Origin of the sequence: Tenacibaculum jejuense (genome assembly GCF_900198195.1) — a bacterium.
Classification (GTDB): Bacteria; Bacteroidota; Bacteroidia; order Flavobacteriales; family Flavobacteriaceae; genus Polaribacter; species Polaribacter jejuensis.
On sequence record NZ_LT899436.1, the window covers coordinates 4,233,232 to 4,255,507 of the forward strand.

At 30.0% G+C, this 22,276-nt stretch carries 25 protein-coding genes; 13 read left to right on the forward strand and 12 right to left on the reverse strand.

What is annotated here, in order from left to right; translation table 11 throughout:
* Positions 1-75 precede the first annotated feature (75 nt).
* On the forward strand, positions 76-357 hold the full coding sequence (locus tag AQ1685_RS18565; protein WP_173862383.1) for a Sec-independent protein translocase subunit TatA/TatB: 282 nt from the start codon (positions 76-78) through the stop codon (positions 355-357).
* On the opposite strand, the gene AQ1685_RS18570 is transcribed toward AQ1685_RS18565, so the two are convergent.
* The 4 genes from AQ1685_RS18570 to AQ1685_RS18585 all read right to left on the reverse strand — a co-directional run bounded on the left by AQ1685_RS18570 (position 358) and on the right by AQ1685_RS18585 (position 2,439).
* Positions 358-999 carry an O-methyltransferase gene (locus AQ1685_RS18570; protein WP_095075120.1) on the reverse strand — a complete coding sequence of 214 codons (642 nt, stop codon included), beginning with the start codon at positions 997-999 and terminating at the stop codon, positions 358-360.
* Positions 1,000-1,100: 101 nt separating this feature from the next.
* Positions 1,101-1,367: a hypothetical protein gene (locus tag AQ1685_RS18575; protein ID WP_095074585.1), complete on the reverse strand. Its 267-nt coding sequence runs from the start codon at positions 1,365-1,367 to the stop codon at positions 1,101-1,103.
* A gap of 4 nt (positions 1,368-1,371) precedes the next feature.
* The gene (locus tag AQ1685_RS18580) at positions 1,372-1,926 is read right to left on the reverse strand and encodes a sigma-70 family RNA polymerase sigma factor (RefSeq protein WP_095074586.1); all 555 of its coding nucleotides are present in this window, start codon (positions 1,924-1,926) and stop codon (positions 1,372-1,374) included.
* 33 nt (positions 1,927-1,959) lie between these two features.
* On the reverse strand, positions 1,960-2,439 hold the full coding sequence (locus AQ1685_RS18585) for a nuclear transport factor 2 family protein (protein WP_095074587.1): 480 nt from the start codon (positions 2,437-2,439) through the stop codon (positions 1,960-1,962).
* 115 nt (positions 2,440-2,554) lie between these two features.
* On the opposite strand from AQ1685_RS18585, the gene panB reads away from it, so the two are divergent.
* From panB to AQ1685_RS18620, 7 genes are all read left to right on the forward strand, one after another.
* Positions 2,555-3,373: a 3-methyl-2-oxobutanoate hydroxymethyltransferase gene (panB, locus tag AQ1685_RS18590; RefSeq protein WP_095074588.1), complete on the forward strand. Its 819-nt coding sequence runs from the start codon at positions 2,555-2,557 to the stop codon at positions 3,371-3,373.
* A gap of 9 nt (positions 3,374-3,382) precedes the next feature.
* Positions 3,383-3,604: a hypothetical protein gene (locus AQ1685_RS18595; RefSeq protein ID WP_157730280.1), complete on the forward strand. Its 222-nt coding sequence runs from the start codon at positions 3,383-3,385 to the stop codon at positions 3,602-3,604.
* Positions 3,604-4,542 (forward strand): 2-hydroxyacid dehydrogenase, encoded by a 939-nt coding sequence (locus tag AQ1685_RS18600; RefSeq protein WP_095074589.1) that lies wholly within the window; start codon positions 3,604-3,606, stop codon positions 4,540-4,542. The genes AQ1685_RS18595 and AQ1685_RS18600 overlap by 1 nt, the downstream gene beginning before the upstream one ends.
* A 210-nt stretch (positions 4,543-4,752) precedes the next feature.
* On the forward strand, positions 4,753-6,642 hold the full coding sequence (locus AQ1685_RS18605) for an RICIN domain-containing protein (RefSeq protein ID WP_095074590.1): 1,890 nt from the start codon (positions 4,753-4,755) through the stop codon (positions 6,640-6,642).
* A gap of 60 nt (positions 6,643-6,702) precedes the next feature.
* Positions 6,703-8,088 (forward strand): right-handed parallel beta-helix repeat-containing protein, encoded by a 1,386-nt coding sequence (locus AQ1685_RS18610; protein WP_095074591.1) that lies wholly within the window; start codon positions 6,703-6,705, stop codon positions 8,086-8,088.
* A gap of 59 nt (positions 8,089-8,147) precedes the next feature.
* Positions 8,148-8,603, forward strand: a complete 456-nt coding sequence (locus tag AQ1685_RS18615; RefSeq protein ID WP_095074592.1) for a DUF1801 domain-containing protein — start codon at positions 8,148-8,150, stop codon at positions 8,601-8,603.
* Positions 8,600-8,989 (forward strand): VOC family protein, encoded by a 390-nt coding sequence (locus AQ1685_RS18620; RefSeq protein ID WP_095074593.1) that lies wholly within the window; start codon positions 8,600-8,602, stop codon positions 8,987-8,989. Before AQ1685_RS18615 ends, AQ1685_RS18620 begins: the two co-directional genes overlap by 4 nt.
* Here AQ1685_RS18620 and AQ1685_RS18625 read toward each other — a convergent pair.
* Positions 8,984-10,489, reverse strand: a complete 1,506-nt coding sequence (locus AQ1685_RS18625) for a hypothetical protein (RefSeq protein ID WP_095074594.1) — start codon at positions 10,487-10,489, stop codon at positions 8,984-8,986. The genes AQ1685_RS18620 and AQ1685_RS18625 overlap by 6 nt on opposite strands.
* A 154-nt stretch (positions 10,490-10,643) precedes the next feature.
* Between AQ1685_RS18625 and yiaA the strand changes: the two genes are divergently transcribed.
* Both yiaA and AQ1685_RS18635 read left to right on the forward strand, forming a co-directional pair.
* The gene (yiaA, locus tag AQ1685_RS18630; protein ID WP_095074595.1) at positions 10,644-11,138 is read left to right on the forward strand and encodes an inner membrane protein YiaA; all 495 of its coding nucleotides are present in this window, start codon (positions 10,644-10,646) and stop codon (positions 11,136-11,138) included.
* Positions 11,139-11,247: 109 nt separating this feature from the next.
* Positions 11,248-11,745 (forward strand): hypothetical protein, encoded by a 498-nt coding sequence (locus AQ1685_RS18635; protein WP_095074596.1) that lies wholly within the window; start codon positions 11,248-11,250, stop codon positions 11,743-11,745.
* 71 nt (positions 11,746-11,816) lie between these two features.
* Here AQ1685_RS18635 and AQ1685_RS18640 read toward each other — a convergent pair whose 3' ends face one another.
* The 3 genes from AQ1685_RS18640 to AQ1685_RS18650 form a co-directional block, all read right to left on the reverse strand.
* A complete protein-coding gene (locus AQ1685_RS18640; protein ID WP_095074597.1) occupies positions 11,817-12,686 on the reverse strand; it encodes an OmpA/MotB family protein in 870 nt (289 codons plus the stop codon).
* A 112-nt stretch (positions 12,687-12,798) separates the two neighbouring features.
* A complete protein-coding gene (locus AQ1685_RS18645) occupies positions 12,799-13,149 on the reverse strand; it encodes a hypothetical protein (protein ID WP_157730281.1) in 351 nt (116 codons plus the stop codon).
* A gap of 211 nt (positions 13,150-13,360) precedes the next feature.
* Positions 13,361-14,104 (reverse strand): LytR/AlgR family response regulator transcription factor, encoded by a 744-nt coding sequence (locus AQ1685_RS18650; protein ID WP_095074599.1) that lies wholly within the window; start codon positions 14,102-14,104, stop codon positions 13,361-13,363.
* Positions 14,105-14,153: 49 nt separating this feature from the next.
* Between AQ1685_RS18650 and AQ1685_RS18655 the strand changes: the two genes are divergently transcribed.
* Entirely contained in the window at positions 14,154-16,025 is a 1,872-nt protein-coding gene (locus tag AQ1685_RS18655; protein ID WP_157730282.1) for a tetratricopeptide repeat-containing sensor histidine kinase, read from the forward strand.
* A 3-nt stretch (positions 16,026-16,028) separates the two neighbouring features.
* Here the strand turns inward: AQ1685_RS18655 and AQ1685_RS18660 are convergent, their stop codons facing one another.
* From AQ1685_RS18660 to AQ1685_RS18675, 4 genes are all read right to left on the reverse strand, one after another.
* The gene (locus AQ1685_RS18660; protein WP_157730283.1) at positions 16,029-16,559 is read right to left on the reverse strand and encodes a LytR/AlgR family response regulator transcription factor; all 531 of its coding nucleotides are present in this window, start codon (positions 16,557-16,559) and stop codon (positions 16,029-16,031) included.
* A gap of 124 nt (positions 16,560-16,683) precedes the next feature.
* The gene (locus tag AQ1685_RS18665) at positions 16,684-18,489 is read right to left on the reverse strand and encodes a GNAT family N-acyltransferase (RefSeq protein ID WP_095074602.1); all 1,806 of its coding nucleotides are present in this window, start codon (positions 18,487-18,489) and stop codon (positions 16,684-16,686) included.
* 49 nt (positions 18,490-18,538) lie between these two features.
* On the reverse strand, positions 18,539-19,792 hold the full coding sequence (locus AQ1685_RS18670) for an aspartate kinase (protein ID WP_095074603.1): 1,254 nt from the start codon (positions 19,790-19,792) through the stop codon (positions 18,539-18,541).
* Entirely contained in the window at positions 19,779-20,264 is a 486-nt protein-coding gene (locus AQ1685_RS18675) for a GNAT family N-acetyltransferase (protein WP_095074604.1), read from the reverse strand. Before AQ1685_RS18675 ends, AQ1685_RS18670 begins: the two co-directional genes overlap by 14 nt.
* 183 nt (positions 20,265-20,447) lie before the next feature.
* On the opposite strand from AQ1685_RS18675, the gene fbp reads away from it, so the two are divergent.
* Together fbp and AQ1685_RS18685 are read left to right on the forward strand one after the other, a co-directional pair.
* The gene (gene fbp / locus AQ1685_RS18680) at positions 20,448-21,458 is read left to right on the forward strand and encodes a class 1 fructose-bisphosphatase (protein ID WP_095074605.1); all 1,011 of its coding nucleotides are present in this window, start codon (positions 20,448-20,450) and stop codon (positions 21,456-21,458) included.
* 127 nt (positions 21,459-21,585) lie between these two features.
* The gene (locus tag AQ1685_RS18685) at positions 21,586-22,194 is read left to right on the forward strand and encodes a superoxide dismutase (protein ID WP_095074606.1); all 609 of its coding nucleotides are present in this window, start codon (positions 21,586-21,588) and stop codon (positions 22,192-22,194) included.
* The last annotated feature ends 82 nt before the right edge of the window (positions 22,195-22,276 follow it).

A 22,276-nucleotide genomic window follows, 5' to 3' on the forward strand; every position in this document is an offset into this window, starting at 1 on the left:
TGATGAATTTAGTTTTTAACAAAAACTGATAAAAATAAAAAAATAGGAAACAGTTAATTAGTTATCTTTGTGCCTATGAAAATATCTTATTTATTTATTGGTGGACCTGAGATTTTTATAATCATGCTATTCGTTGTGGTTGTTTTTGGTGCTGATAAAATTCCTGAAATAGCTAGAGGATTAGGTAAAGGTATTCGTCAGGTAAAAGATGCTACAAATGATATTAAGCGTGAAATTAATGAAAGCGCTCAAAAACAAGGTATCGACACCGAAATTGTTTCAGACATCAACAAAGAAATCAATGATGTTAAAGATAACCTTGATGATTTAACTGGTCCTATAAAAAGAAAGATGTAATTATTTTACTCTACTAATTGTTAATCCATCTCTAATCGGTAATAAAACAGTTTCAACTCTAGTATCAGTTACTAACAATTTATTGTAAGCTAATAACATTTTAGTATCTATATCTTTAGGGTTTAACTCTTCTACAACTTTACCACTCCATAAAACATTATCTGATAAAATTATTCCACCTTTGTTCATTTTATCAATGATTAATTCAAAATAATTAGGATAGTTAGACTTATCAGCATCAATAAAAACTAAATCAAACTTCTCATCTATGGTCGGTATAATTTCAATAGCATTTCCGATATATTGTTGAATTTGATTTTTAAATTCAGATTTCTGAAAATATTTGTGTTGTAACTCCTCTAACTCTTCATTTTTATCAATCGTATACAATATTCCATCTTTGGCTAATCCTTCAGCCAAACACAAAGCAGAATATCCAGTATAAGTTCCTATCTCTAAAATTTTCTGAGGTGTTACCAATTTAGAAATCATACTTAAAATTCTTCCTTGAAAGGCTCCACTAAGCATTCTTGGATTTAAAACTTTTTGCCAAGTTTCTTTACTTAACTCTTGTAAGAGTTGAGGCTCTTTTTCAGAATGCTCAACTACATAATCATCTATTTTTTGAGGTAAAAAGTGCATTTTAGTTGTATTATAAAGTATAAAAAACGGAATCCACATTGATGTAAATTCCGTTCAATCTAACAAAAAATCAAAAAAACGGTTTATAAAAACCGAAATCTTTATGAAGACATTTCCTGCTTCAATTTTTCTTTTAGTAACTCTTTATCGCTTTCAGTCAAGCAGTGAACTTCACTTTTACAGTCCATCGCTTTAGCTTTAAAAATATCAGTCAGTTTTAAATTCTGCTTGGTATATTTTGCACATTTGTGACAAAAAGCAATATGTAATTGTAGCTTCATCCTTTCTAAGAAAGTAGACTCATTGTACTGAGATTTATTACAAATCTCATTAGCTTCTTTACATGTAATTTTAAAAAATTTAAACATCTTTTTATTTATTAAACCAATTTTTCTCCATACAAGTTCTCAACTGAGTTCTTGCTCTATGGATTATTACCCATAAGTTAGACGGAGTAATATCTAGTTCCTTACAAATTTCTTCTGTTTCAAACTCTTGTATAGTTTTCATTCTAAAAACCATAGCATATTTTTCTGGAAGATTGTCAATACAAATATCAATTTGATTTTTTAGCTCTTCGTTTTCTATATTTTTTTCAGCCTCACTATTCCAGGATTGTGGTACGCGTTCTTCTATCCAATTTCCTTCATTTTCTCCATCTTCATAAAAACTCATTCTAACTTCAGCTTGTCCTTTTTTAGAATTTATTTTACGATAATAATCGATGATTTTTCTTTTAAGAATAGAAATCAACCAAGTTCTTTCAGTTGACTTACCTTCGAAATTTTTTGCAGAACGTAAACCCGCAAAAAAAGTTTCTTGTACTAGGTCTTTAGCTGTATCACTATTATTCACCCTAACTACTGCATAGTTATACAGGTAGTCAGAATAGTTATCTATCCATTTATCAGGACTTAAGGTATGCATTTTACTCACTTTATCCACGGGGTCAAATATACATTAATTTTTCTCTCGATTTTTACCACAGTTTTTCCTTCTTCTCATATCAACTAAATATATAATCTCCCAAGAACCGTTGTTATTAAACAACTGAAATGAATTCGCTCCACAATGACTGAATTTATTGTTTAAATAAAATTCGTACGGTGTCCATACTGAAGCTAAGTTTCCATCAATTTTTATGGTATAGGATAATAGTTTTTCAAAGTAAACATCAGATTGCTTTTTTGAAGCTATGGTTTTCAATAATTTCTCTTTTGATTCTGTAACTAAAACCCTGTTCCCCTCTTTATTCGTGTACGTAGTTTGAATTTTTATATCGTTGTGTAATGTCTTTTTTATTAAAGAGGAATCACCTTTGTGTAACCCATCAAAAAACACATTAATTACACTTTTAATTTCTTGCTCTACTTTGGTTTCTTGGGAGTTAACAACAAAGAAGTTAAAGATTAATAAGACAAAAAATGAAAACTTACGCATGTAAATAATTTATGTAAATCTAACAAAAAAGAAAGTATCAGAATCAAATTAACACAATATTAACGAGTTTGCCGTATTTTGTATATTTTTACCTGATATTTATAATAATTCATACATGTCTGTAGCTAAAAAACAATATAAGAGAGTCACGGTAAAGTCGTTGATCGAAATGAAAAACAACAACGAGAAAATTTCAATGCTTACTGCTTACGATTATACCATGGCCAAAATAGTTGATGGTGCTGGAATAGATGTTATTTTAGTTGGAGATTCTGCCTCTAATGTTATGGCTGGTCACGAAACTACTTTACCTATTACTTTAGATCAAATGATTTATCATGCAAGTTCTGTAATTCGTGCTATAGATCGTTGTTTAGTTGTTGTTGATTTACCTTTTGGAACATACCAAGGAAACTCTAAACAAGCTTTAGATTCTGCCATTCGTATTATGAAAGAAACTGGAGGTCATGCTGTAAAACTTGAAGGTGGTGCAGAAATAGAACAATCAATATCTAGAATATTAACTGCTGGAATTCCTGTAATGGGTCACTTAGGTTTAACTCCACAGTCAATTTATAAATTCGGAACATATACTGTAAGAGCTAAAGAAGAAGCTGAAGCTCAAAAACTAAAAGAAGACGCTAAATTATTAGAAGAATTAGGTTGTTTCGCTTTAGTTTTAGAAAAAGTTCCTGCTAAATTGGCTCAAGAAGTTGCTGAAAGTTTAACTATTCCTGTAATTGGAATTGGTGCTGGTAGCGGAGTAGACGGACAAGTTTTAGTAATGCACGATATGCTAGGGATGACACATGAATTTAACCCTCGTTTTTTACGTAGATATTTAGATCTACACACGGAAATGACCAATGCTTTTAAACAATATATTAGTGATGTTAAAAGTGTAGACTTTCCTAATGAAAATGAGCAGTATTAACATAACGCTATGAAAAGAAAAAGAATTGTTTTAGTCGTTTACTTGTTGCTATCCAACAGCTGTATTTTTTGTCAGGCAGGATCTATAGAAGTGGAAGTGAGCGATACTGTAAAATTAAAAGTCTCTAAACTTGAATATTCAATAGAGGCATCACAAAATCAAGACTATACAAATCAAGTAATCTATTATAGTACACAAAAAGCAATAACTGTAAAATTCGCTGCTAATTAATGAAAATACTCCATCTAGATACCAATCACGATTTAATGATTCAACAGTTAACCGAATTAGGTTACGAAAATCATGAAGATTATACTTCTTCTAAAGAAGAAATCGAAGCTAAAATTCATAATTACGATGGTTTTATAATTCGAAGTCGTTTTACTATTGACAAACAATTTTTAGATAAAGCAACAAATCTAAAATTTATTGGTCGTGTTGGAGCTGGATTGGAAAATATTGATTGTGATTATGCTGTTTCAAAAGGTATTCAACTTATTTCTGCTCCTGAAGGAAATCGAAATGCAGTAGGCGAACATGCTTTAGGAATGCTTTTATCTTTATTCAACAAACTAAATAAAGCCGATCAAGAAGTGCGTTCAGGAAAATGGCTTCGTGAAGAAAATAGAGGAATAGAACTCGACGGTAAAACAATCGGACTTATTGGTTATGGTAACATGGGAAAAGCTTTTGCTAAAAAACTTCGAGGTTTTGATGTTGAGGTACTTTGTTACGATATTAAAGATGGAGTTGGTAATGAAAATTGCAAACAAGTTTCTTTACAAGAACTTCAAGAAAAGGCTGATGTATTGAGTTTACATACACCACAAACAGAATTAACTATGAATATGGTTAATGAAGAATTCATTAATAACTTTAAAAAACCGTTCTGGTTAATTAATACAGCAAGAGGAAAATCTGTAGTTACAAAAGATTTAGTTTCTGCTTTAGAAAGTGGTAGAATTTTGGGTGCAGGTTTAGATGTTTTAGAGTATGAAAAAAAGTCTTTTGAAAATCTTTTTACTGAAAGTGAAATACCAGAAGCTTTTAAATATTTAATAGATTCCGACAAAGTATTGCTATCACCACATGTTGCAGGTTGGACTGTTGAAAGCAAGATAAAATTGGCGCAAACTATTGTAGATAAGATAAAAAAGTATCATTCTTAAACTTCACTTTTTAATATATTGATATACAGTTATTTCACAAATAACAAAAAGCAGTTTCACTTACAAACTTGCTACTCTTATGGATCCCCTAAATTAAAGCAATTATTAACTTAGGTTATTAATTCTTAATTATTTACTAAAGCTAAACAATAATTAGCTCTAGACTTCGTATACCAATATATCAAATTTAAAAACCTTCAAATTATTAAAATGAAAACCCCTAAATTAATTTTAGTTGTGGCAATCGTACTGTTTGCATACAACGCTTACGCTCAACCTGCTCCTCCAACTGGAAAAAAATGGAAAAAAATCGAGTCTTTATCCGATGAATTCAACAACGGATTTAATACCAGTAAATGGGCAAAAAATATCCCTGGATGGGAAGGAAGAAGACCTGCAAGATTTGAAACAGCTAACGTTTCTGTTGCAGATGGAAACTTGAAATTAGTTGCTAAAACCAAAGCCAATCCTTTTTCAGGATGGACACACGAAGGTGCTGCTGTAAGAAGTGTAAATAAAGCGCCATATGGTTACTACGAAACTCGCATGAAGGCTAACAAAACTTTTATGTCTTCTACATTTTGGCTTATTAACCAATCTAATTCAGCAACTAGCACTTGCGACAGAAGAGTTACAGAACTTGACGTTGTTGAAGTTGTTGGAATCGATACTAGAAATCCGAATGGAAGTTTTCCAAACACTATGAACTCGAATTCTCACAGTAGACAACCTTGGTGTCCGAATCCTCCAGGCGGACAAATTAGTAATTGTCCGTGGCCAGCTGGATGCAATTATACACGAGGAACTAAAGGTAATAAAGCTAAAATTGGCGCTCCTTCTTGGAAAGATTATCATACTTATGGTGTTTGGTATAGAAATAAAGATCAAGCTACTTTTTATTTAGATGGAAAAGATGTTGGAACTATTAACTTACCTTCTGATTTTAATTTAAATATGTTTTTACGCTTTGTTGTAGAAACTTACGACTGGAATCCGGCTAAATCTGGAAATGATGGAATGAACAGACCTTTATCTGAAAGAACAACATATTATGACTGGGTTAGATCTTACGAGCTTGTTGATGACAATAGTCCGATTACTGACAAAGTTAGCTTTAACAACCCTAAAACAAGTATTACTTCTCAGAAAAACTATACTTTTAATATTAATTATGAAGCAAATGCTTCAAGAGATGTTGTTGTAGAATTTTGGTCAGCAACTAAATGGTTAGGTAGTGAAAAGAAAAATGTAGCTAAAGGAAAAGGTACAACGAACATCACTATAACTTTACCAGAAGCTCCAACACCAGGAAATGGTTACATTTATAAAACTCATATTAGACCTGTAGGAACAACTTGGAGAGAAGCTTTAGACAGAAAGCAAATTAACAATGTAACCGTTTTACCTGCACAACTTATTGCTAACGGAACTTACTTTTTAACTTCCACAATTTCTAATCAGAGGTTATTATCTAGAAATCTTGAAAATCACAGTGCGCGTATGCACAACCCAGGAAACTGGAATGACCAAAAATGGGAATTTAAACATCTTGGAAATAATACATACACTATAAAAAATAAAGGAAATAATCGATATTTAGAAGTTTCAAATAACGGGTGTTTCAACGGAAAAGATGTAAGTACTACAAACCAAGCTTCCTTAGATCATCAAAGATGGACCATTATTCAAAACACTGATAATTCGTATAGTTTGAAACCTAATCATTGTTTGAACTCTGCTTTAGATATTGCAGCTGGAGCGACAAATGCAAATGTTCAGATTTGGGAATATAAATCGACAAATAATAATCAGAAATGGAAAATTTCACCAGCTGTATCTAACAGAAATACTCAAATTGATATTTCAACTAATAATGAGGCTTCTAAAATAAAAATATATCCAAACCCAACAACTGATAAAATTACAGTGAATGGGATTCTAAAAAACGATATTATACGATTGTATGATGTAAACGGTAAAGAATTACTTCAGAAAAAAGCAAGTAGCAATACAGCTACTTTAAACACCAAAGAATTAGCGAAAGGTTTATACTTTATTTCTGTATCTGAGAGATATAAAACTCAAATTATTAAAAGATAATCATAAAAAAGGCCGTTATATTAACGGTCTTTCTTAAATTTAAACCGAAAAAAATATATCATGAAAAAAATAATCCTCACTTTTTCGATCATAGCAATTGCTTTTTCTTGCTCAAAAGAGCCATCAATCAATATTCAAACGATAACAGAATTATCACCTTCAGATCCTAATAATCCTAATCCGTTTAATGGTACTATGGATCCAATTAGTACTATTCCTTACACTGATATTTCTGACAATACTTATGTTATTGAATTAGAACGATGGGATATTCAGAACAATAGATCAAATCCTGAAAAAACAACAGACAATCTTCAAGAAGCTATTGACTGGGCTATAAATGAGGGCTTTGGAACTATAAAACTACCTAAAGGTCATTATTTAATTGGAAAATTTGGAAATGATATTTACCAAGCAGGAATTGAATTGAAAAGCAATGTTGCTTTTTTATTAGATAAAGATGCTATTATAGAAATGGCTCCAAATGATAAATGGAATTACTGTGCTATAGCTATTCGTAATGAGAGTAATGTAGTTATTTCTGGAGGAACAATACTTGGTGATCGTGATAATCATGTTTATACACCAAGATCGTCTGATGGTAGTCAAGTTCATGATGAAGGACATTTGATTTGTATCGAAGGAAACAGTAAAAATGTAACGGTACAAAATGTAACACTTGGTAAAGCAAATGGCGACGGAATTTTATTAGTTGGAAGCCCAAGAAACGAACCTCAAGAATTACAAAACATTCATATTAAAAGAAATCATTTTACAGATAACAGAAGACAAGGTGTTTCTATTGTTGGAGGAAAAAATATTCTAATAGAAGATAATGAAATACATCATACTAACGGAACATCACCTCAATTTGGAGTAGACTTAGAAGGTGCAGGTCGATTAAATGAAGATATAACAATCAAAAAGAATTACTTCCATAATAACAGAGGTGGAGATATTGTTAATACTGATGGAAAAAATATAAAAATTGACAATAATATTCTTACGCAAGGAGAAGACAGTCAATATATAGATGGACCTTTAGTGTACTGGAAAAATGCAGATATGATTGTGACAAATAATAGCATTACCATGAGAACTGTTTCTGTAAATAACTGGAATGGAATTATTATGTATTCTAATGATAATCCTAAAACCAATCCGGCTACAACTTTTATAGAAAATAACATTCTAAATAATTGTGGAATGTATATGTATAAAGGAGCTGATTTAGTGATTAAAAACAATTTAATGGATCATGGACATTTAGCTTTTAAAGAAATGACCAATCTTACTTTAACCAACAATAAAGTAACTCACGATAACAGATGTTGGGCGTATCGTTTTTTACAAGTTTCGGGAACAGCTTCTGGAAATACATTAAACAATGAAGATTTTGATATTCCTTTAACAAGTAGCCCTTGGGACGGTTGCTGGATTAACTAATTGTAGTACTATTTTCTCTTTTCGTATATTGTTTCAGTTTAATTCCAATTTTACTAGAAATGAAATACGAAGCGAATACTCCACAAGAATATATAGACCAACTTCCGGAAGATCGTCAATCTGTTATTCAGCAATTACGAGATGTTATTAAAAAACATCTTCCTGAAGGTTTTGAAGAAGGTATTAATTACAACATGATTGGATATTATGTTCCGCATTCTTTGTATCCAGATGGTTACCATTGTGATCCAAAATTACCTTTACCTTTTATGAATATCGCTTCTCAGAAAAACTCTGTGAATTTATATCATAGTGGAATTTACGCCAATCCAGAAATACATGATTGGTTTGTAAGTGAATACCCGAAGCATTGTAAACGAAAACTCGATATGGGTAAAAGTTGTATTCGTTTTAAAAAGCTAGATGATATTCCGTATGAATTAATTGGGGAATTATGTAGTAAAATAACAGTTGAGGATTGGATTGCAACGTATGAAAAAAATGTAAAGAGATGAAAAAAGGTAAAGTAACGGGAATTGGTGGCGTATTTTTTAAAACTGAAGATGTAAATTCAACTAAAGAATGGTACAAAAAACATTTAGGTTTTAATACTGATGATTGGGGATGTACATTTTGGTGGAAAGATAATGATGGAAACAAAGCATCGACACAATGGAGTCCGTTTAAAAAGGATACCGATCATTTTCTACCTTCAAAAAAAGGATTTATGATCAATTACAGAGTTGAATATTTAGAAGATTTATTGGAACAACTCAAAAAAGAAGGTGTTACTGTTCTTGGAGAAATTGAAGAATATAGCTACGGTAAATTTGCTTGGATTGTTGATTTAGATGGCAATAAAATTGAGCTTTGGGAACCAATTGACGAAGCTTTTTTATAGTTCTTGAGCCTGAGCTATTAAATCTAAAGTAACTTCGAAAATTGGTTTATTTACCATTTTACTTTTTAACCAAGCATAAAAACTCATCACAAAGATATCTTCTTGTTTAGCACCAATCCACTCAAAAGAATTTTCTACAGTTTGAAAAAATTTGTCTGAAGTAATTTCTTTCGGATTATCATAATAAAGCGCTACATATTTCAAGAAAATCAATACACGCTCCTGCCCTACTTCCTTTATATAAGTTCTATATTGTCGTTTAAATCTTGACAATCGATTTTCAAAAACATCAAAATTATCCAATTCAACAAGCAGCAATATTTCAATTAAACTCTTTTTAATTACCCATTCTTTCCCAACCTTTTCCAAATACCATTTGTCTGTATGATATAATTTAGACAATAACTTATACGACTCTTTTATTGCTCCTTTCTGAAAATAAAACACCACCAAACTTAAATGAAGATCCAATGTTCCAACAACATCTGAATGTTTCTTTTTCAAAATAAACTCTAATCTTTCAATAGCCTCATTCTGATTATTCATATAATTCAAATTCAGCGTATACAACAACTCATATTTTAATCTGAATGTACGTTCATACTTTCGTTTATTCTTTAAAATCTCAGCATCCATAAGCTGCAAAAAACTTAAAGATTTTTCAAATTGCTTTGTTCTAAACAAAGTATTTGCGATCATATACAATACGTGAATATGATAAAACCGTTCTTTTTCTTTATTTGGTTTCTCCTTTAAAAACTCATACATATCCAACATAAAAGACTCTACTTCTAAATAATCTTTAGTTATAAATGCAGAAATACTGGCTATAGTTAATAATTGATAAAGCGACTTAAAAGAAAGTGTTTTATTAATATCTATATTTTGATCATGTAATATTTTTAAAACAATTTTTTGAAAATCAACTACCTCTCCTTTTGCAGAAATCTGATGTAAGATTGCTCTCACTTTTGCATATACGATATTAAGCTCTTCTTCTAATGCTGCTTGTTTTTTATTTCTTCTAAATACTTCAATTAACTCGTTTAAATTTTCTTTTTCATTCTCATGTGAAAATTGAATTCTTAAATGATAAATTTCATTCAAGTAAGGGTACAATTGATATTCTTCTGCGATTTTAGTTGCCTTTTGCAATAATTTAAATCCTAAAGCATATTGTTGTTGCTGTAAAAAAGAACGTGAAACTAAAATGTATTTTATCACGGCTACTTTCTCTGAATTCTCTTCCTCTAAATTTAAAGCCGCTAAAAATTCTATTAGAGCTTCATATAACCGTTTTCTAAGTGCATGATATGCATCTTTCTTTCCGTTTGAATACAATGCCTCACACATCTCTTCTGAAGAAAGTTCATTTGCATAAATCAATTTAAATAACTGAATGTTTTTCACATCAGTTCTTTTATTTTTCTTACTTAAAAAACTAATAAACCGTGTATAATCTTCTGTAGAAAACGAAGAAATAACTGCATTTAAACTCATTTTTAATCGTCAGTTTTAAACATAAAAACTCAATAAATATAACCATTAATTAAAGTATGTAAACTTATATATCATCAGTTTTATTGAAATTTAGTTTTCTTCACTTCTCGATTACTTCTCATCTTTGTAGTGTAATTATTTAAAATAAATTATTATGGATTATCAAACAACAATTACTAATAAGGAAACAACAAATAAGAAAGAAAAAAGAAAAGAAATTAAAGTGTACGATCAAAAACCAACAAGTGCTTTCGTTGGTGCATCATGGGCGTCTTTATTTGTGGGAACAATTGCTTTTTGTATTGGTTTATGGAATGCCGATATGTTATTAAATGAAAAAGGATATTACTTTACTATTTTATTATTCGGACTATTCTCTGTAATCTCTGTTCAAAAGGCAGTAAGAGATAAACTAGAAGGAATAGAAGTTACCAATATGTATTATAGTATAAGTTGGGCAACAACTATTATTTCTATACTTCTTTTAGTTATAGGATTATGGAATGCAGATTTAGAGTTAAGTGAAAAAGGATTTTATGCCATATCATTTATGTTAAGTATTTATGCTGCAATTGCAGTTCAAAAAAACACAAGAGACATTGCTTTTATAGAAAGAAATCAAAAGAATAATCATAAAGATTTGTTTTGATAGTTCGATTAGTTACATAGCTGATCAAAAAGCCCGGCAAAATTATATTGCTGGGTTTTCTTTTTATTTTTTTTAAATTTGATAAGTAACTCACTTTAAATCAATAAAAATGTCTGAAGAGAATAAGAATTTAGAAGATCAAGCAAACGAAGCTGCAGAAAACGCTGAAAACACAACTGAAGAAACCATTAATGACACTAAAGAATCTGCTAAAGAAGCCTTCAATAAAGCTACAGATAAGGCTACGGAATTAGCCGGAGAAGCAAAAGAAGCATTTAAAGATGCTGCTGAAAAAGCTGGTGAATACGCTAAAGTTGCTGAAGAAAAAGTTTCTGAATTTGCAGGAGAAGCGGGAGAAAAACTTGCCGATTTAGCGGATGATGCTAAAGAAGCTTTTGATGGTGCAAAAGAAAAAGTGAACGAAATGTTAGCTAGTGAAGAGGTTCAAAAAATGAAAGCAAAAGCTAATGAATTGGCTGGTGATGCAAAAGAAGCTTTTGACGATGCTGCTGAAAAAGCTGCTGATTTAGCTGAAGATGCTGTTGAGGAATTAAAGGAAGCAAAAGGAAAAGCAAAAAATTTCTTTCAGAGGTTATTTGGAAAATAAGATAAAAAAAACTAATCCTTTTTCAAGGATTAGTTTTCACAAAGTTTAGGGATTATCCAAGTAAATTACTACTAAGGAGTAATTGTTTCTTCTTGAGCTAATAATCCAAAGAATTTATCTAAATTCGGTAAAATCACAATTCTAGTTCTACGATTTCTTGCTCTATTTTTAGCTGTAGAATTATCTACTAAAGGCACTGAACTTCCTCTCCCAGCAGCAATTAATCTATTTGAATCTACATTATATTTTTTCTCTAATAAACGAACTATAGAAGTCGCTCTTTTCACACTTAAATCCCAGTTATCTTGAATCACTGCATTATTAATTGATCTAGAATCTGTATGTCCTTCAATCATAACATCCATACTTGGCTCTGAATTAATTACGTCTGCTAGCTTTTTAATTAAACTATATGCTTTTTTCTTTACTCTATAGCTTGCTGTATTGAATAATAACTCATCAGAAACTGATATCATCACAACAGTCTGATCGATATCTACATTAATATCTTCTGAACCTTCTAATTCAGACGTATTGATAGATTTCCTCAAATTATAAGCAATAGCAACATCCATCGAGTCTTTTAAAGTTTTAGCATTTGATAACTCTGCAGGATCTACTTTAGCTAAAGTCTCTCTCATTTTCTCTTTCATAGAATTAGACATCACTGCTGTTTTACCAACCATATCTAATTTCACATTATTTTCATCTTTTAAAGAAGAATTATAATTTTTAAGTGAATTGATTTTTTCATTGTAATTATCAACTCTCTTTTCAATTTTTGCAAATTTTGCTTCCAGCTCTTTCTTCTCAAAAGTTGTCTTCTGAAGATTACCCTTAGTATCTTGATACTGTTTTTGTAATTCTATATATTTCTTCTTAGAAACACATGATGTTAATGCTAATGTAGAAACACTTAGGAGGATTATAGCTTTTCTCATATTAAAATTTAAATTGGTTGTTACTTTAACGGAAGCTTTCTTTAAATATTATATAAATAAAAAATGCTACTCCAAATAGAGTAGCATTTATTCTCACAAATTTCCCACGAATTTAATGTTTTACTTCAGGATTACTAGGGAATCTATACTTACTACATTTACCTATAGATCCTCCTGGTCTGTTAAGACAGTCAGCAAATTTTGTTATTCCTCCTGAATCAGTATCTTTTTTTGGTTTGTGGCATTTATTAAATCCTTCTAATACACCAACTTTATATTCACTTGGAAAATTTGGTTCACTCATAGTAGCATTCAATAATTTTGTATCATCTAATTTTCCTAAATTACAACCTGTATTGTATCCTTGTTTGTAATAATCATTAGGAACTTGTCCTCCTGGTACTTGTTGAGCAAAAGCTGAAACACTTAAGCAAAACAGTACAAAAAATAATATTTTCTCCATTTTTAAAATTTTAAATTTACATGTGTTCATAAAGAAGCATTACAATTGATTACGACTTTATTTTTCAAATTACCTATTCAGATAGTTTGATATTTGATCAAATACGAATTCAAAAGTATTTTTTTTGAGAAAAAAGAAAAAGAGAAAAAATTTAAGTGTAGGCTAAAAAAATCTTAGTGTAAATACATCCCTGATAAGTGTAGCAACTATCTTAATCTAATAAATTTTTGATCATTTTATTTAAGTTAGTTCTATTTCTAACAGAGACCACAATTTTATCTTTATTTTTTAGAATTAAAGCTTCTCTTTTATAAATAGACTTTACATAATTTACGTTTACAAGAACAAATCTATTTGCTCTGAAAAAATTTTTATAAGAAAGTATTTCGTCATAAAACTTTAAAGCTTTTGAAGCCACATGTTTCTCTCCATCGCTCATAAAAAAAAGTGTGTAATTTCCATTTGCCTCACACTTTATTACTTTATTAATATCAATTAAAACATGGGAAACTCCAACATTAAGTAAAAGTTTAGATGACTCGTTAAACTCTTTATATAATTTAAATTTTGATTTTGTTAAGAATCGTTTTTGAATTTTATAGTATCTAAAAAGTGTAGATTTCAACGTTTCAAAATCAAATGGTTTTTTTATAAACTGAAAAGAACAATATTCTAAAACTTTTTCTAGATAATCATTGAAAGCTGTGATAAAAACCACTTCAAAATCGTAATTTTCAATAGCATTTAAAATGTCAAAGGCATTTCCATCATCTAATTCGATATCCATAAAAACAATCTCTGGTTTGTATGTTTCAAGCCCTTTTAAACTATCTTTAACATTAGAGAAAACACCTAAAACTTCTACATCTAACTCTACCTTTTCTATTAAAGAAATTAAGTAATCTTGAGCTTCTTTTTCATTTTCAATAATGATGACTGAAATTTTATTAATCATATTTTATTTATTTTGTTAACGCAAAATTCACACACTAACAATTATGAGTTTGAAAAAACTTTTTTTACTTGTGATATTCCTTTTCTCTCTGAATTTAACGAGTCAAAACAAAATATTTACACAAAGAGAAATCAATAATTATGAAATAACCCCGAATACTCCGGAACAACAAAACACGTATAAAAAAATGCTGTTATCGGATAAAAAACTTACAGGATGGTTATATTATTTTAGAAAAAAAAGCCACTACCATTTAACAAAAAAACAATACGACTCTGTTCTTTTTTATACTAGAAAAGCATCAAATATATATCATCAAGATCCTCTTCCTGCTGCAGAAAAAAAACAAATGAAAAATATTTATCTGTATGCCGGTATAGCTCTAAGCAAAACTCAAAAATATAGAAAGTCAACTGAATATCTCTTTAAAACTTTAGAAATATCTAAAAAGAATAAAAAAATCCATAAAGCATCTAATATTTATATTTACGTGTACTTAGCCAACAATTACTTAAAACTTGGCGATAAGAAAAAGGCTTTGAAGTATCGGCTAATTGTTAAAAATGATTCGGCATATATGGCTAGCACTTCAAGAGCTAGTACATCTTACACACATTTAGCTATTTTACATGAAGATTTAAATGCAAATGACTCTGCCTTATTTTATTACCAAAAATCACTAGATATTAGTATAAAGAAAGAATATGACTGGGGCAAGTTATCTTCACATAGTAACTTAGGTGATTTTTATCAAAAAAATGACCTTATAGATTCTACTATATATCATTATACAAAATCTAAGGATATTTTAGATAAATACAAAAATAAGCCTAGTCCTTTTAGACTTCTTTCAGAATGTTTCACCCTATCTAATTATGGATACGTACTTATTCATAAAGGGAAAAATAAAAAAGCTATACAACTTTTGAATACTGTTTTAGATAGCATTAAAAACATAAAAGTTGATGACGAAGTAAAAGGGTTAAAATTTAAAACTTATGACTATTTAATAAAAGCTTACCGCAATACTGACAACTTGGAGAAAGCCTTAGATATATCTCAAAATAAAACAAAATTATTTGAAGAATTTCACAATGAGTTAATTGGTGAGAAACTAGATGAACTAAACGCTATATATGAAGCAAAAGAAAAGGATGCATCTATATTAGATTTAACACAAAAAAACATTCATCACAAAACTAAAATAAAGCAACAGAACTACCTCTTAGCATTACTAATTCTTACGTTATTAGCACTTATTTTGATTGGTGTTTTAATTTATAAGCAAAGAATATTAAAAAATAAATATGAGACTGTAAACTTAGAACAACGTTTATTAAGATCGCAATTAAGTCCTCACTTTTTATTTAACTCTTTAAATAATTTGGCTAGTTTAGTTCTCAAAAAATCTGATAATTCTATACCATATATCAATAGATTATCTAGTTTATTAAGGCTTACCATAAAAAACTCCAAAGAAGAATTTGTCTTATTGAACGACGAACTAAAATCAATAGAAAATTATCTAGAATTACAATCTAATTTTTCTAAAAAATTCAATTATAAAATAATAGTTAGTGAAGATATTGATCAAAATAATATTTATATCCCTCCAATGTTTATTCAACCATTTGTTGAAAACTCAATACTTCACGGATTTACTAATTCAGCATCTGATTTTATTGAAATAAAAGTTCTGAAGGAAGAAAAAAATAAATTATTACTTTTTGAAATTAAAGATAACGGTATTGGAATAAACAACTCAACTAAAGATATTAATCACGAATCTCTATCTGGCGACATTCTGAAACAAAGAATTAAAATTTATTCTAAATCTTTAAATAAAAAATCAGGTTTTTCGATTATTAGTGAAGAAAACGAAGGAACCTTAGTTAACTTATCGCTACCTTATATTTTTTAAAATTCAAGTATGCTTATTTATAAAACTCATGAGTTTAGCTTTATTTCTTGCAGATACTATTATCCTTTCATTGTTATTTAGAATAACAGCTTCCTTTTTGTATACCTGTTTCACTAATTTCATATTCACTAATATCGACCTGTTCACCCTTATAAAACCTTGGTTTTTAAGTAAATTCTCATAATACTTAAGTAATTTAGAAACTATAAATTCTTTTTTATCTTTTGTATAAAAAATGGTATAATTTCCACTCGCTTCACATTTTATAATATCATCTACTTGTATTGCTATATACGACTCGTTAACATGAATAAAAAGCTTATCAATTGTATTGCTTTTTTGCACGTTGGAAACTAAAGAAAAACCACACTTAGATAAGATTTGTTCCAAAAGTTCATTTAAGGTAATTTTTACTGAAGAGTTAAGTACGCCAAAATCTAATAGAACTTCATTTGAAGTAAAACCTTGTGAAGGTGCATAAGTTCTTTTTAAGCCATTCTCTTCATTTACAACAATAACTCTTAGCTTTTTCATCATTTTATAGTTTGAACGTTACTTCATAATAGAAGATCCTTATTTATATAACGTTCCTAACAATAACATAATGTTACTATTAACTATAATTACCACAAAAAATTAAACTGAAAACAACTCCAATTTACTTGTTGGAATTTTCCAAAGCCTTGCGTTCTAATTCAGCCTGAAATTCTTCAAGAACAGGTTTTACAGTGCTCTCAGGTAAATCTGCTACTTTAATGTACATTAACCCATCTATCGCATTGTTAAATTTTGGATCAACATTAAAGGCAACCAATCGAGCGTTTTGTTTGATATACTTTTTAATTAAAACAGGAATTCTCAATGCTCCTGGTTCAACTTCATCTATAATTTTATCAAACTTATTCATGTCAGATTGCGTTGCATCAAAAACGAAGTCTTTATCTCCATCCTTTAATTTTACCTTAAATTCTTTTTTTGGATGGATATATTGAGCTACATACGGATCGTAATAATGAGATTTCATGAATTCAATCATTAGTGACTTTGAGAAATCTGAAAACTGATTACTAATACTCACGCCACCCATTAAATATTTATATTTAGGATAACGTAAAGTTACGTGTACAATACCTTTCCACAGTAAGAATAAAGGCATAGGTTTTTGTTGATATTCTTTAGTAATAAACGCTCTTCCCATTTCGATGGTATTTTCCATCATTGGGTGAAGTTCAGGTTCTATTTTGAATAAAGTTTGGACATAAAAACCGTTTATTCCGTAACGCTTATAAATATCTTTTCCTAATCCCATTCTATAAGCTCCAACAACTTTTTTTGCATTATTATCCCACAGTAATAAATGATGATAATATTTATCGAACTTATCTAAATCTAAAGGGGTATTTGTTCCTTCTCCTACTTCTCTAAATGTTATTTCTCGCAAACGGCCAATTTCATGAAGTATATTAGGTATCTCTTTAGTTTCTGCAAAAAACACCTCGTAATTCTTACTTGCTAATAATCGCTTGCCATGATCTCTCAATCCGTCAATTTCTTTTGCAAATAATTCAGGAGTCCTCTGAGTACTTATTTTTTTTGCCTTTTTAGGAATTTTTAGCTTCTGAGTAGAAATCAATCTTTGATTTTTCTCAAAAGGATTCGCTAACATATATGTTTTCTTTCTTATGAATTCATAGAAAGCTGGAATGTCTTTATAAGTATCTTGATCTTTAACTGATATTGGCTTTCCTATTCTTACCTTAATTACTCTATTTTTTTGTGATAATAGTTCTGAAGGTAATTTTGCAGTTCTTAACGTGCCACTTATTTTAGATAGGAAATAGAATAATCGACTGTTTCTGGCATGAAAATAAATAGGTATCACAGGAACCTTTGCTTTTTTTATTAGTTTTATGGCTCCTTCTTCCCACTCCTTATCAACCATAAGCTTACCTTCTTTAAAGGTTGAAACTTCTCCAGCAGGAAAAATACCTAAAGGTTTTCCTTCTCGTAAATGTAATAGTGCATTTTTTATTCCTGAAACACTTGATTTAGCATCTTTATGATTCTCAAAAGGATTAACTGGCATTACGTAAGGCTTTAATGGCTCTACTCTATGCAATAAAAAATTTGCTATAATTTTATAATCTACACGATGTTCTACTAATAAACGCAGTAACAATACACCATCAACACCACCTAATGGATGATTAGATATAGTAATAAAAGGTCCGTCTTTAGGAATTCTTTTTAAATCTTCTTCAGGAATCTCATACTCAATATGAAGCGTATCTAATACTCCTTTTAAAAAAGGAAGATCGTTCAAATGCTTATTCTTATCGTAGATTTTGTTTGCTGTAGTAATACGCAAAATCTTCATTAAAACCCAGCTAAAAAAATTTCCTAAAAAACCTAATTTATCAAGTTTAATAGTCTTTGCGAATTCTTTAGGTGTAACTAAACTCATAAAGTTTGATATAATCGTATGTCGCAAATATAGGAGAAAAATGCTTTGGTTAGCCTTTTTCTTGAATTACTAACTGAGCCGTTTCCGTATTAATTTGTCTGATAATCGCTTTTCCTTTCGCTCTTATACTATTAATTGCTTCATCGTCAAAATGTCGTATCGTGTAAAGCGTAACATCTCTATAAGATTTAATCGTGTAGAAAGATTTTAATTCATCATAAAAAGTGTCAAACATATTAAACTTGTCTTCAATACAAACAGAAAAGCTTATTGCCGAATTTTGAATTAAGTTTACTTTTAACTTACAATCATGTAATTTCTTAAACACATCACTAATATTATCTTCTACCATAAAAGAGAAATCTTTAGCAGAAATCGATACTAGTATTTGATTTTTCTTTACTATGTAACAAGGAACTTCTGGAGTAATTCCTTCAGTCTTTAAAACTGTTGTTCCTTCTCTATCTAAATCATCAAAAGAACGAACGTATAATGGAATTTGTTTTTGTTCTAATGGCTGAATTGTTTTTGGATGAATCACAGATGCTCCATAAAATGCCATTTCAATTGCTTCCGTATAAGAGATTTTTCTTAAAAGTTCTGTTTCACTAAATACTCTTGGATCTGCATTTAATACTCCAGGTACATCTTTCCATATAGTTACGCTGTCTGCTTCTAAACAATATGCAAAAATACCAGCTGTATAATCTGAGCCTTCTCTACCTAAAGTTGTTGTATATTCTCCATCATTTCCTAAGAAACCTTGAGTGATATTTAACTTTGTAGTATCTACTTTTTCTTTAATTATAGTTTCTGTAAGTTCCCAATTCACCTTAGCATCTCTATAATTATTATCTGTTTTTATGTACTCACGAACATCTAACCATTGATTTTCTACACCAATTTTTGTTAAATAAGCACTTACAATTGTTGTTGATAATATTTCTCCAAAACCAACAATTTGATCATATATATAATTGTAATCTGCAGATGTGTTTATGGCCATTCTACCAGCCAACTCACCAAATAAGTACATTACTTTAGTATATACTTCATCTCCTTTATCGAAAAGACCATCTAACATTTCTGTATGAAAGTCTTTTATGGCTTCCAAAGCAGGTTTTACATCGTCTGTACTTTCTGTATATGCTTTTATTAAACGCTCAAAAGCATTTGTCATTTTCCCCATCGCAGAAATTACTACTAAAGTATTTTCTGTTCCTTCATGTTGCAATACACGAACAACATTCTTCACTGCATCAGGATTTTTTACTGATGCTCCTCCAAACTTAAAAATTCTCATTTATAAATTTTTCTAAATTTTGTTTATTCATTTGAGCTACGTCCCAATCTCTTAGAACTTTTGCTCCACTTTTTTCATAAAAATTAATTGCGTTGGTATTCCAGTCTAATACTTCCCATGCTACGCGTTCATATCCATTATCTGAAGCATATTTCATAACTGATTTATACAATTCTTTCCCTGCTCCTATTCCTCTTTTAGATGCTGTTACCATTAAATCTTCTAAATGGATTGCCTTTCCTTTCCATGTAGAATATCTTTCATAGAATAGCGCCATTCCTATAATAGTTCCATCAGACTCTTCAGCTACAAAAGTGTTGAATCTAGGATTCTCAGAGAACCCATCTTCAATTAAATCTTCGACAGTAATTTCTACTGCATCTGGCTCTTTTTCAAAAACAGCTAACTCAACAATTAAATTGTGAATGGCTTGAGCATCTTCCTTTTTTCCTTTACGAATATTGAAATTCATGTTTAAAATTTTTAGCAAAAATAGTTTTTATAACACCTTGTTAAAAAAAATAACAAATTACAACATATACAACTCTTTTGTTGATTTTTCCATATTAATTATTCCTGTAAAATACCAAACTAAAACGTTGTAGTTGTAAAAAAAGTTATCATCTTTGTAGAAAGACAAAACAGTGTACTTTTTATGGCTAAAAAAAATCAGACTCTCGGCGAATTTATCATTGAAAATCAAGCTTCTTTTAAATATACTTCAGGGGAATTATCTCGTTTAATCAATTCCATTCGTTTAGCAGCAAAAGTTGTGAATCATGAAGTTAACAAAGCTGGTTTAGTAGATATTATTGGTGCTGCTGGTGAAACTAATATTCAAGGAGAAGATCAGCAAAAACTAGATGTTTATGCAAACGATAAATTCATCCAAACATTAACCAATAGGAATATTGTTTGTGGTATTGCCAGTGAAGAGGAAGACGATTTTATTATTGTTAATAGTCAAGATGAAAATCATCAAAACAAATATGTTGTATTGATTGATCCTTTAGATGGATCATCAAACATAGATGTTAATGTTTCTGTAGGTACAATTTTTTCTGTATACAGAAGAGTAACGCCAGTAGGAACTCCTGTAAAACTTGAGGATTTCTTGCAAAAAGGTAGTGAACAAGTAGCTGCCGGATATGTAGTGTATGGAACTTCAACAATGTTAGTATATACAACCGGAGATGGTGTAAATGGTTTTACTTTAAACCCTGCTATTGGAACGTTTTATTTATCACACCCAAACATGGAATTTCCAGAAGATGGAAAAATATATTCTGTTAATGAAGGAAATTATATTCATTTCCCAATTGGAGTTAAAAAATACATTAAATATTGCCAAGAAGAAGAAGGTGACAGACCTTATACAAGTAGGTATATCGGATCTTTAGTTTCTGATTTCCATAGAAATATGATTAAAGGAGGAATTTACATGTATCCAAAAAGTTCAAAAAACTCTAACGGTAAACTTCGTTTATTGTACGAATGCAATCCTATGGCATTTATAGCGGAACAAGCTAAAGGAAAAGCTAGTGACGGTTATAATAGGATTCTTGATGTAGAACCCACTGAATTACACCAAAGAATTCCTTTTTTCTGCGGAAGTAAAAATATGGTCATAAAAGCAGAGGAATTTATGAGTAAACATACTGAATAACAAGAACTTTATTCAACTATAACATTATCTTATTCTAGTATAAGAATCTAATAGGACTAACTGTTGTTAGTCCTTTTTTTTTATGTAACTTCGTATTTGTTAATTAGTAATCAAATAAACAAAAATTATGGCTTTTGAATTACCAGAATTAGGATACGCTTACGACGCGTTAGAACCAAATATAGATGCAAGAACTATGGAGATTCACCACTCTAAGCATCACAATGGATATACAAATAAATTAAATGCTGCAATTGAAGGAACAGATTTAGAAGGAAAATCTATCGAAGATATTTTAACGAACTTAGATATGACTAATGCTGGAGTTCGTAATAACGGAGGTGGTTTTTACAATCACTCTTTATTCTGGACTGTTATGAAGCCAGAAGATAGAGGTTATTTATCTGGAGAATTAAAAGATGCTATTGAAGCAGAATTTGGTTCTAAAGAAGCTTTTATCGATGCTTTCTCTAAGGCTGCAGCTACTCAATTCGGTTCTGGATGGGCTTGGTTATGTGTACACAAAGGTGGTAAAGTAGAAGTATGTTCTACACCAAACCAAGATAATCCATTAATGCCAGGTGTTGCTTGCGGAGGAACTCCAATCTTAGGATTAGACGTATGGGAGCATGCATATTATTTAAATTATCAAAACAGAAGACCAGATTATATTGATGCTTTCTTTAAAGTGATTAACTGGAACGAAGTTGAAAGAAGATATGCTGAAGCTAAATAAAATAGCTACAACTTTATTATAAAAAAAGCACCCAGAACGGGTGCTTTTTTGCTTATACCTTTTTTCGAAAATCGTAAACTTT

Excerpts from the sequence above, each read along its gene's own strand:
- AQ1685_RS18565 (WP_173862383.1), top strand. The coding sequence starts at position 76 with ATGAAAATATCTTATTTATTTATTGGTGGACCTGAGATTTTTATAATC.
- AQ1685_RS18570 (WP_095075120.1), bottom strand. The coding sequence starts at position 999 with ATGCACTTTTTACCTCAAAAAATAGATGATTATGTAGTTGAGCATTCT.
- AQ1685_RS18575 (WP_095074585.1), bottom strand. The coding sequence starts at position 1,367 with ATGTTTAAATTTTTTAAAATTACATGTAAAGAAGCTAATGAGATTTGT.
- AQ1685_RS18580 (WP_095074586.1), bottom strand. The coding sequence starts at position 1,926 with ATGCATACCTTAAGTCCTGATAAATGGATAGATAACTATTCTGACTAC.
- AQ1685_RS18585 (WP_095074587.1), bottom strand. The coding sequence starts at position 2,439 with ATGCGTAAGTTTTCATTTTTTGTCTTATTAATCTTTAACTTCTTTGTT.
- panB (WP_095074588.1), top strand. The coding sequence starts at position 2,555 with ATGTCTGTAGCTAAAAAACAATATAAGAGAGTCACGGTAAAGTCGTTG.
- AQ1685_RS18595 (WP_157730280.1), top strand. The coding sequence starts at position 3,383 with ATGAAAAGAAAAAGAATTGTTTTAGTCGTTTACTTGTTGCTATCCAAC.
- AQ1685_RS18600 (WP_095074589.1), top strand. The coding sequence starts at position 3,604 with ATGAAAATACTCCATCTAGATACCAATCACGATTTAATGATTCAACAG.
- AQ1685_RS18605 (WP_095074590.1), top strand. The coding sequence starts at position 4,753 with ATGAAAACCCCTAAATTAATTTTAGTTGTGGCAATCGTACTGTTTGCA.
- AQ1685_RS18610 (WP_095074591.1), top strand. The coding sequence starts at position 6,703 with ATGAAAAAAATAATCCTCACTTTTTCGATCATAGCAATTGCTTTTTCT.
- AQ1685_RS18615 (WP_095074592.1), top strand. The coding sequence starts at position 8,148 with ATGAAATACGAAGCGAATACTCCACAAGAATATATAGACCAACTTCCG.
- AQ1685_RS18620 (WP_095074593.1), top strand. The coding sequence starts at position 8,600 with ATGAAAAAAGGTAAAGTAACGGGAATTGGTGGCGTATTTTTTAAAACT.
- AQ1685_RS18625 (WP_095074594.1), bottom strand. The coding sequence starts at position 10,489 with ATGAGTTTAAATGCAGTTATTTCTTCGTTTTCTACAGAAGATTATACA.
- yiaA (WP_095074595.1), top strand. The coding sequence starts at position 10,644 with ATGGATTATCAAACAACAATTACTAATAAGGAAACAACAAATAAGAAA.
- AQ1685_RS18635 (WP_095074596.1), top strand. The coding sequence starts at position 11,248 with ATGTCTGAAGAGAATAAGAATTTAGAAGATCAAGCAAACGAAGCTGCA.
- AQ1685_RS18640 (WP_095074597.1), bottom strand. The coding sequence starts at position 12,686 with ATGAGAAAAGCTATAATCCTCCTAAGTGTTTCTACATTAGCATTAACA.
- AQ1685_RS18645 (WP_157730281.1), bottom strand. The coding sequence starts at position 13,149 with ATGGAGAAAATATTATTTTTTGTACTGTTTTGCTTAAGTGTTTCAGCT.
- AQ1685_RS18650 (WP_095074599.1), bottom strand. The coding sequence starts at position 14,104 with ATGATTAATAAAATTTCAGTCATCATTATTGAAAATGAAAAAGAAGCT.
- AQ1685_RS18660 (WP_157730283.1), bottom strand. The coding sequence starts at position 16,559 with ATGAAAAAGCTAAGAGTTATTGTTGTAAATGAAGAGAATGGCTTAAAA.
- AQ1685_RS18665 (WP_095074602.1), bottom strand. The coding sequence starts at position 18,489 with ATGAGTTTAGTTACACCTAAAGAATTCGCAAAGACTATTAAACTTGAT.
- AQ1685_RS18670 (WP_095074603.1), bottom strand. The coding sequence starts at position 19,792 with ATGAGAATTTTTAAGTTTGGAGGAGCATCAGTAAAAAATCCTGATGCA.
- AQ1685_RS18675 (WP_095074604.1), bottom strand. The coding sequence starts at position 20,264 with ATGAATTTCAATATTCGTAAAGGAAAAAAGGAAGATGCTCAAGCCATT.
- fbp (WP_095074605.1), top strand. The coding sequence starts at position 20,448 with ATGGCTAAAAAAAATCAGACTCTCGGCGAATTTATCATTGAAAATCAA.
- AQ1685_RS18685 (WP_095074606.1), top strand. The coding sequence starts at position 21,586 with ATGGCTTTTGAATTACCAGAATTAGGATACGCTTACGACGCGTTAGAA.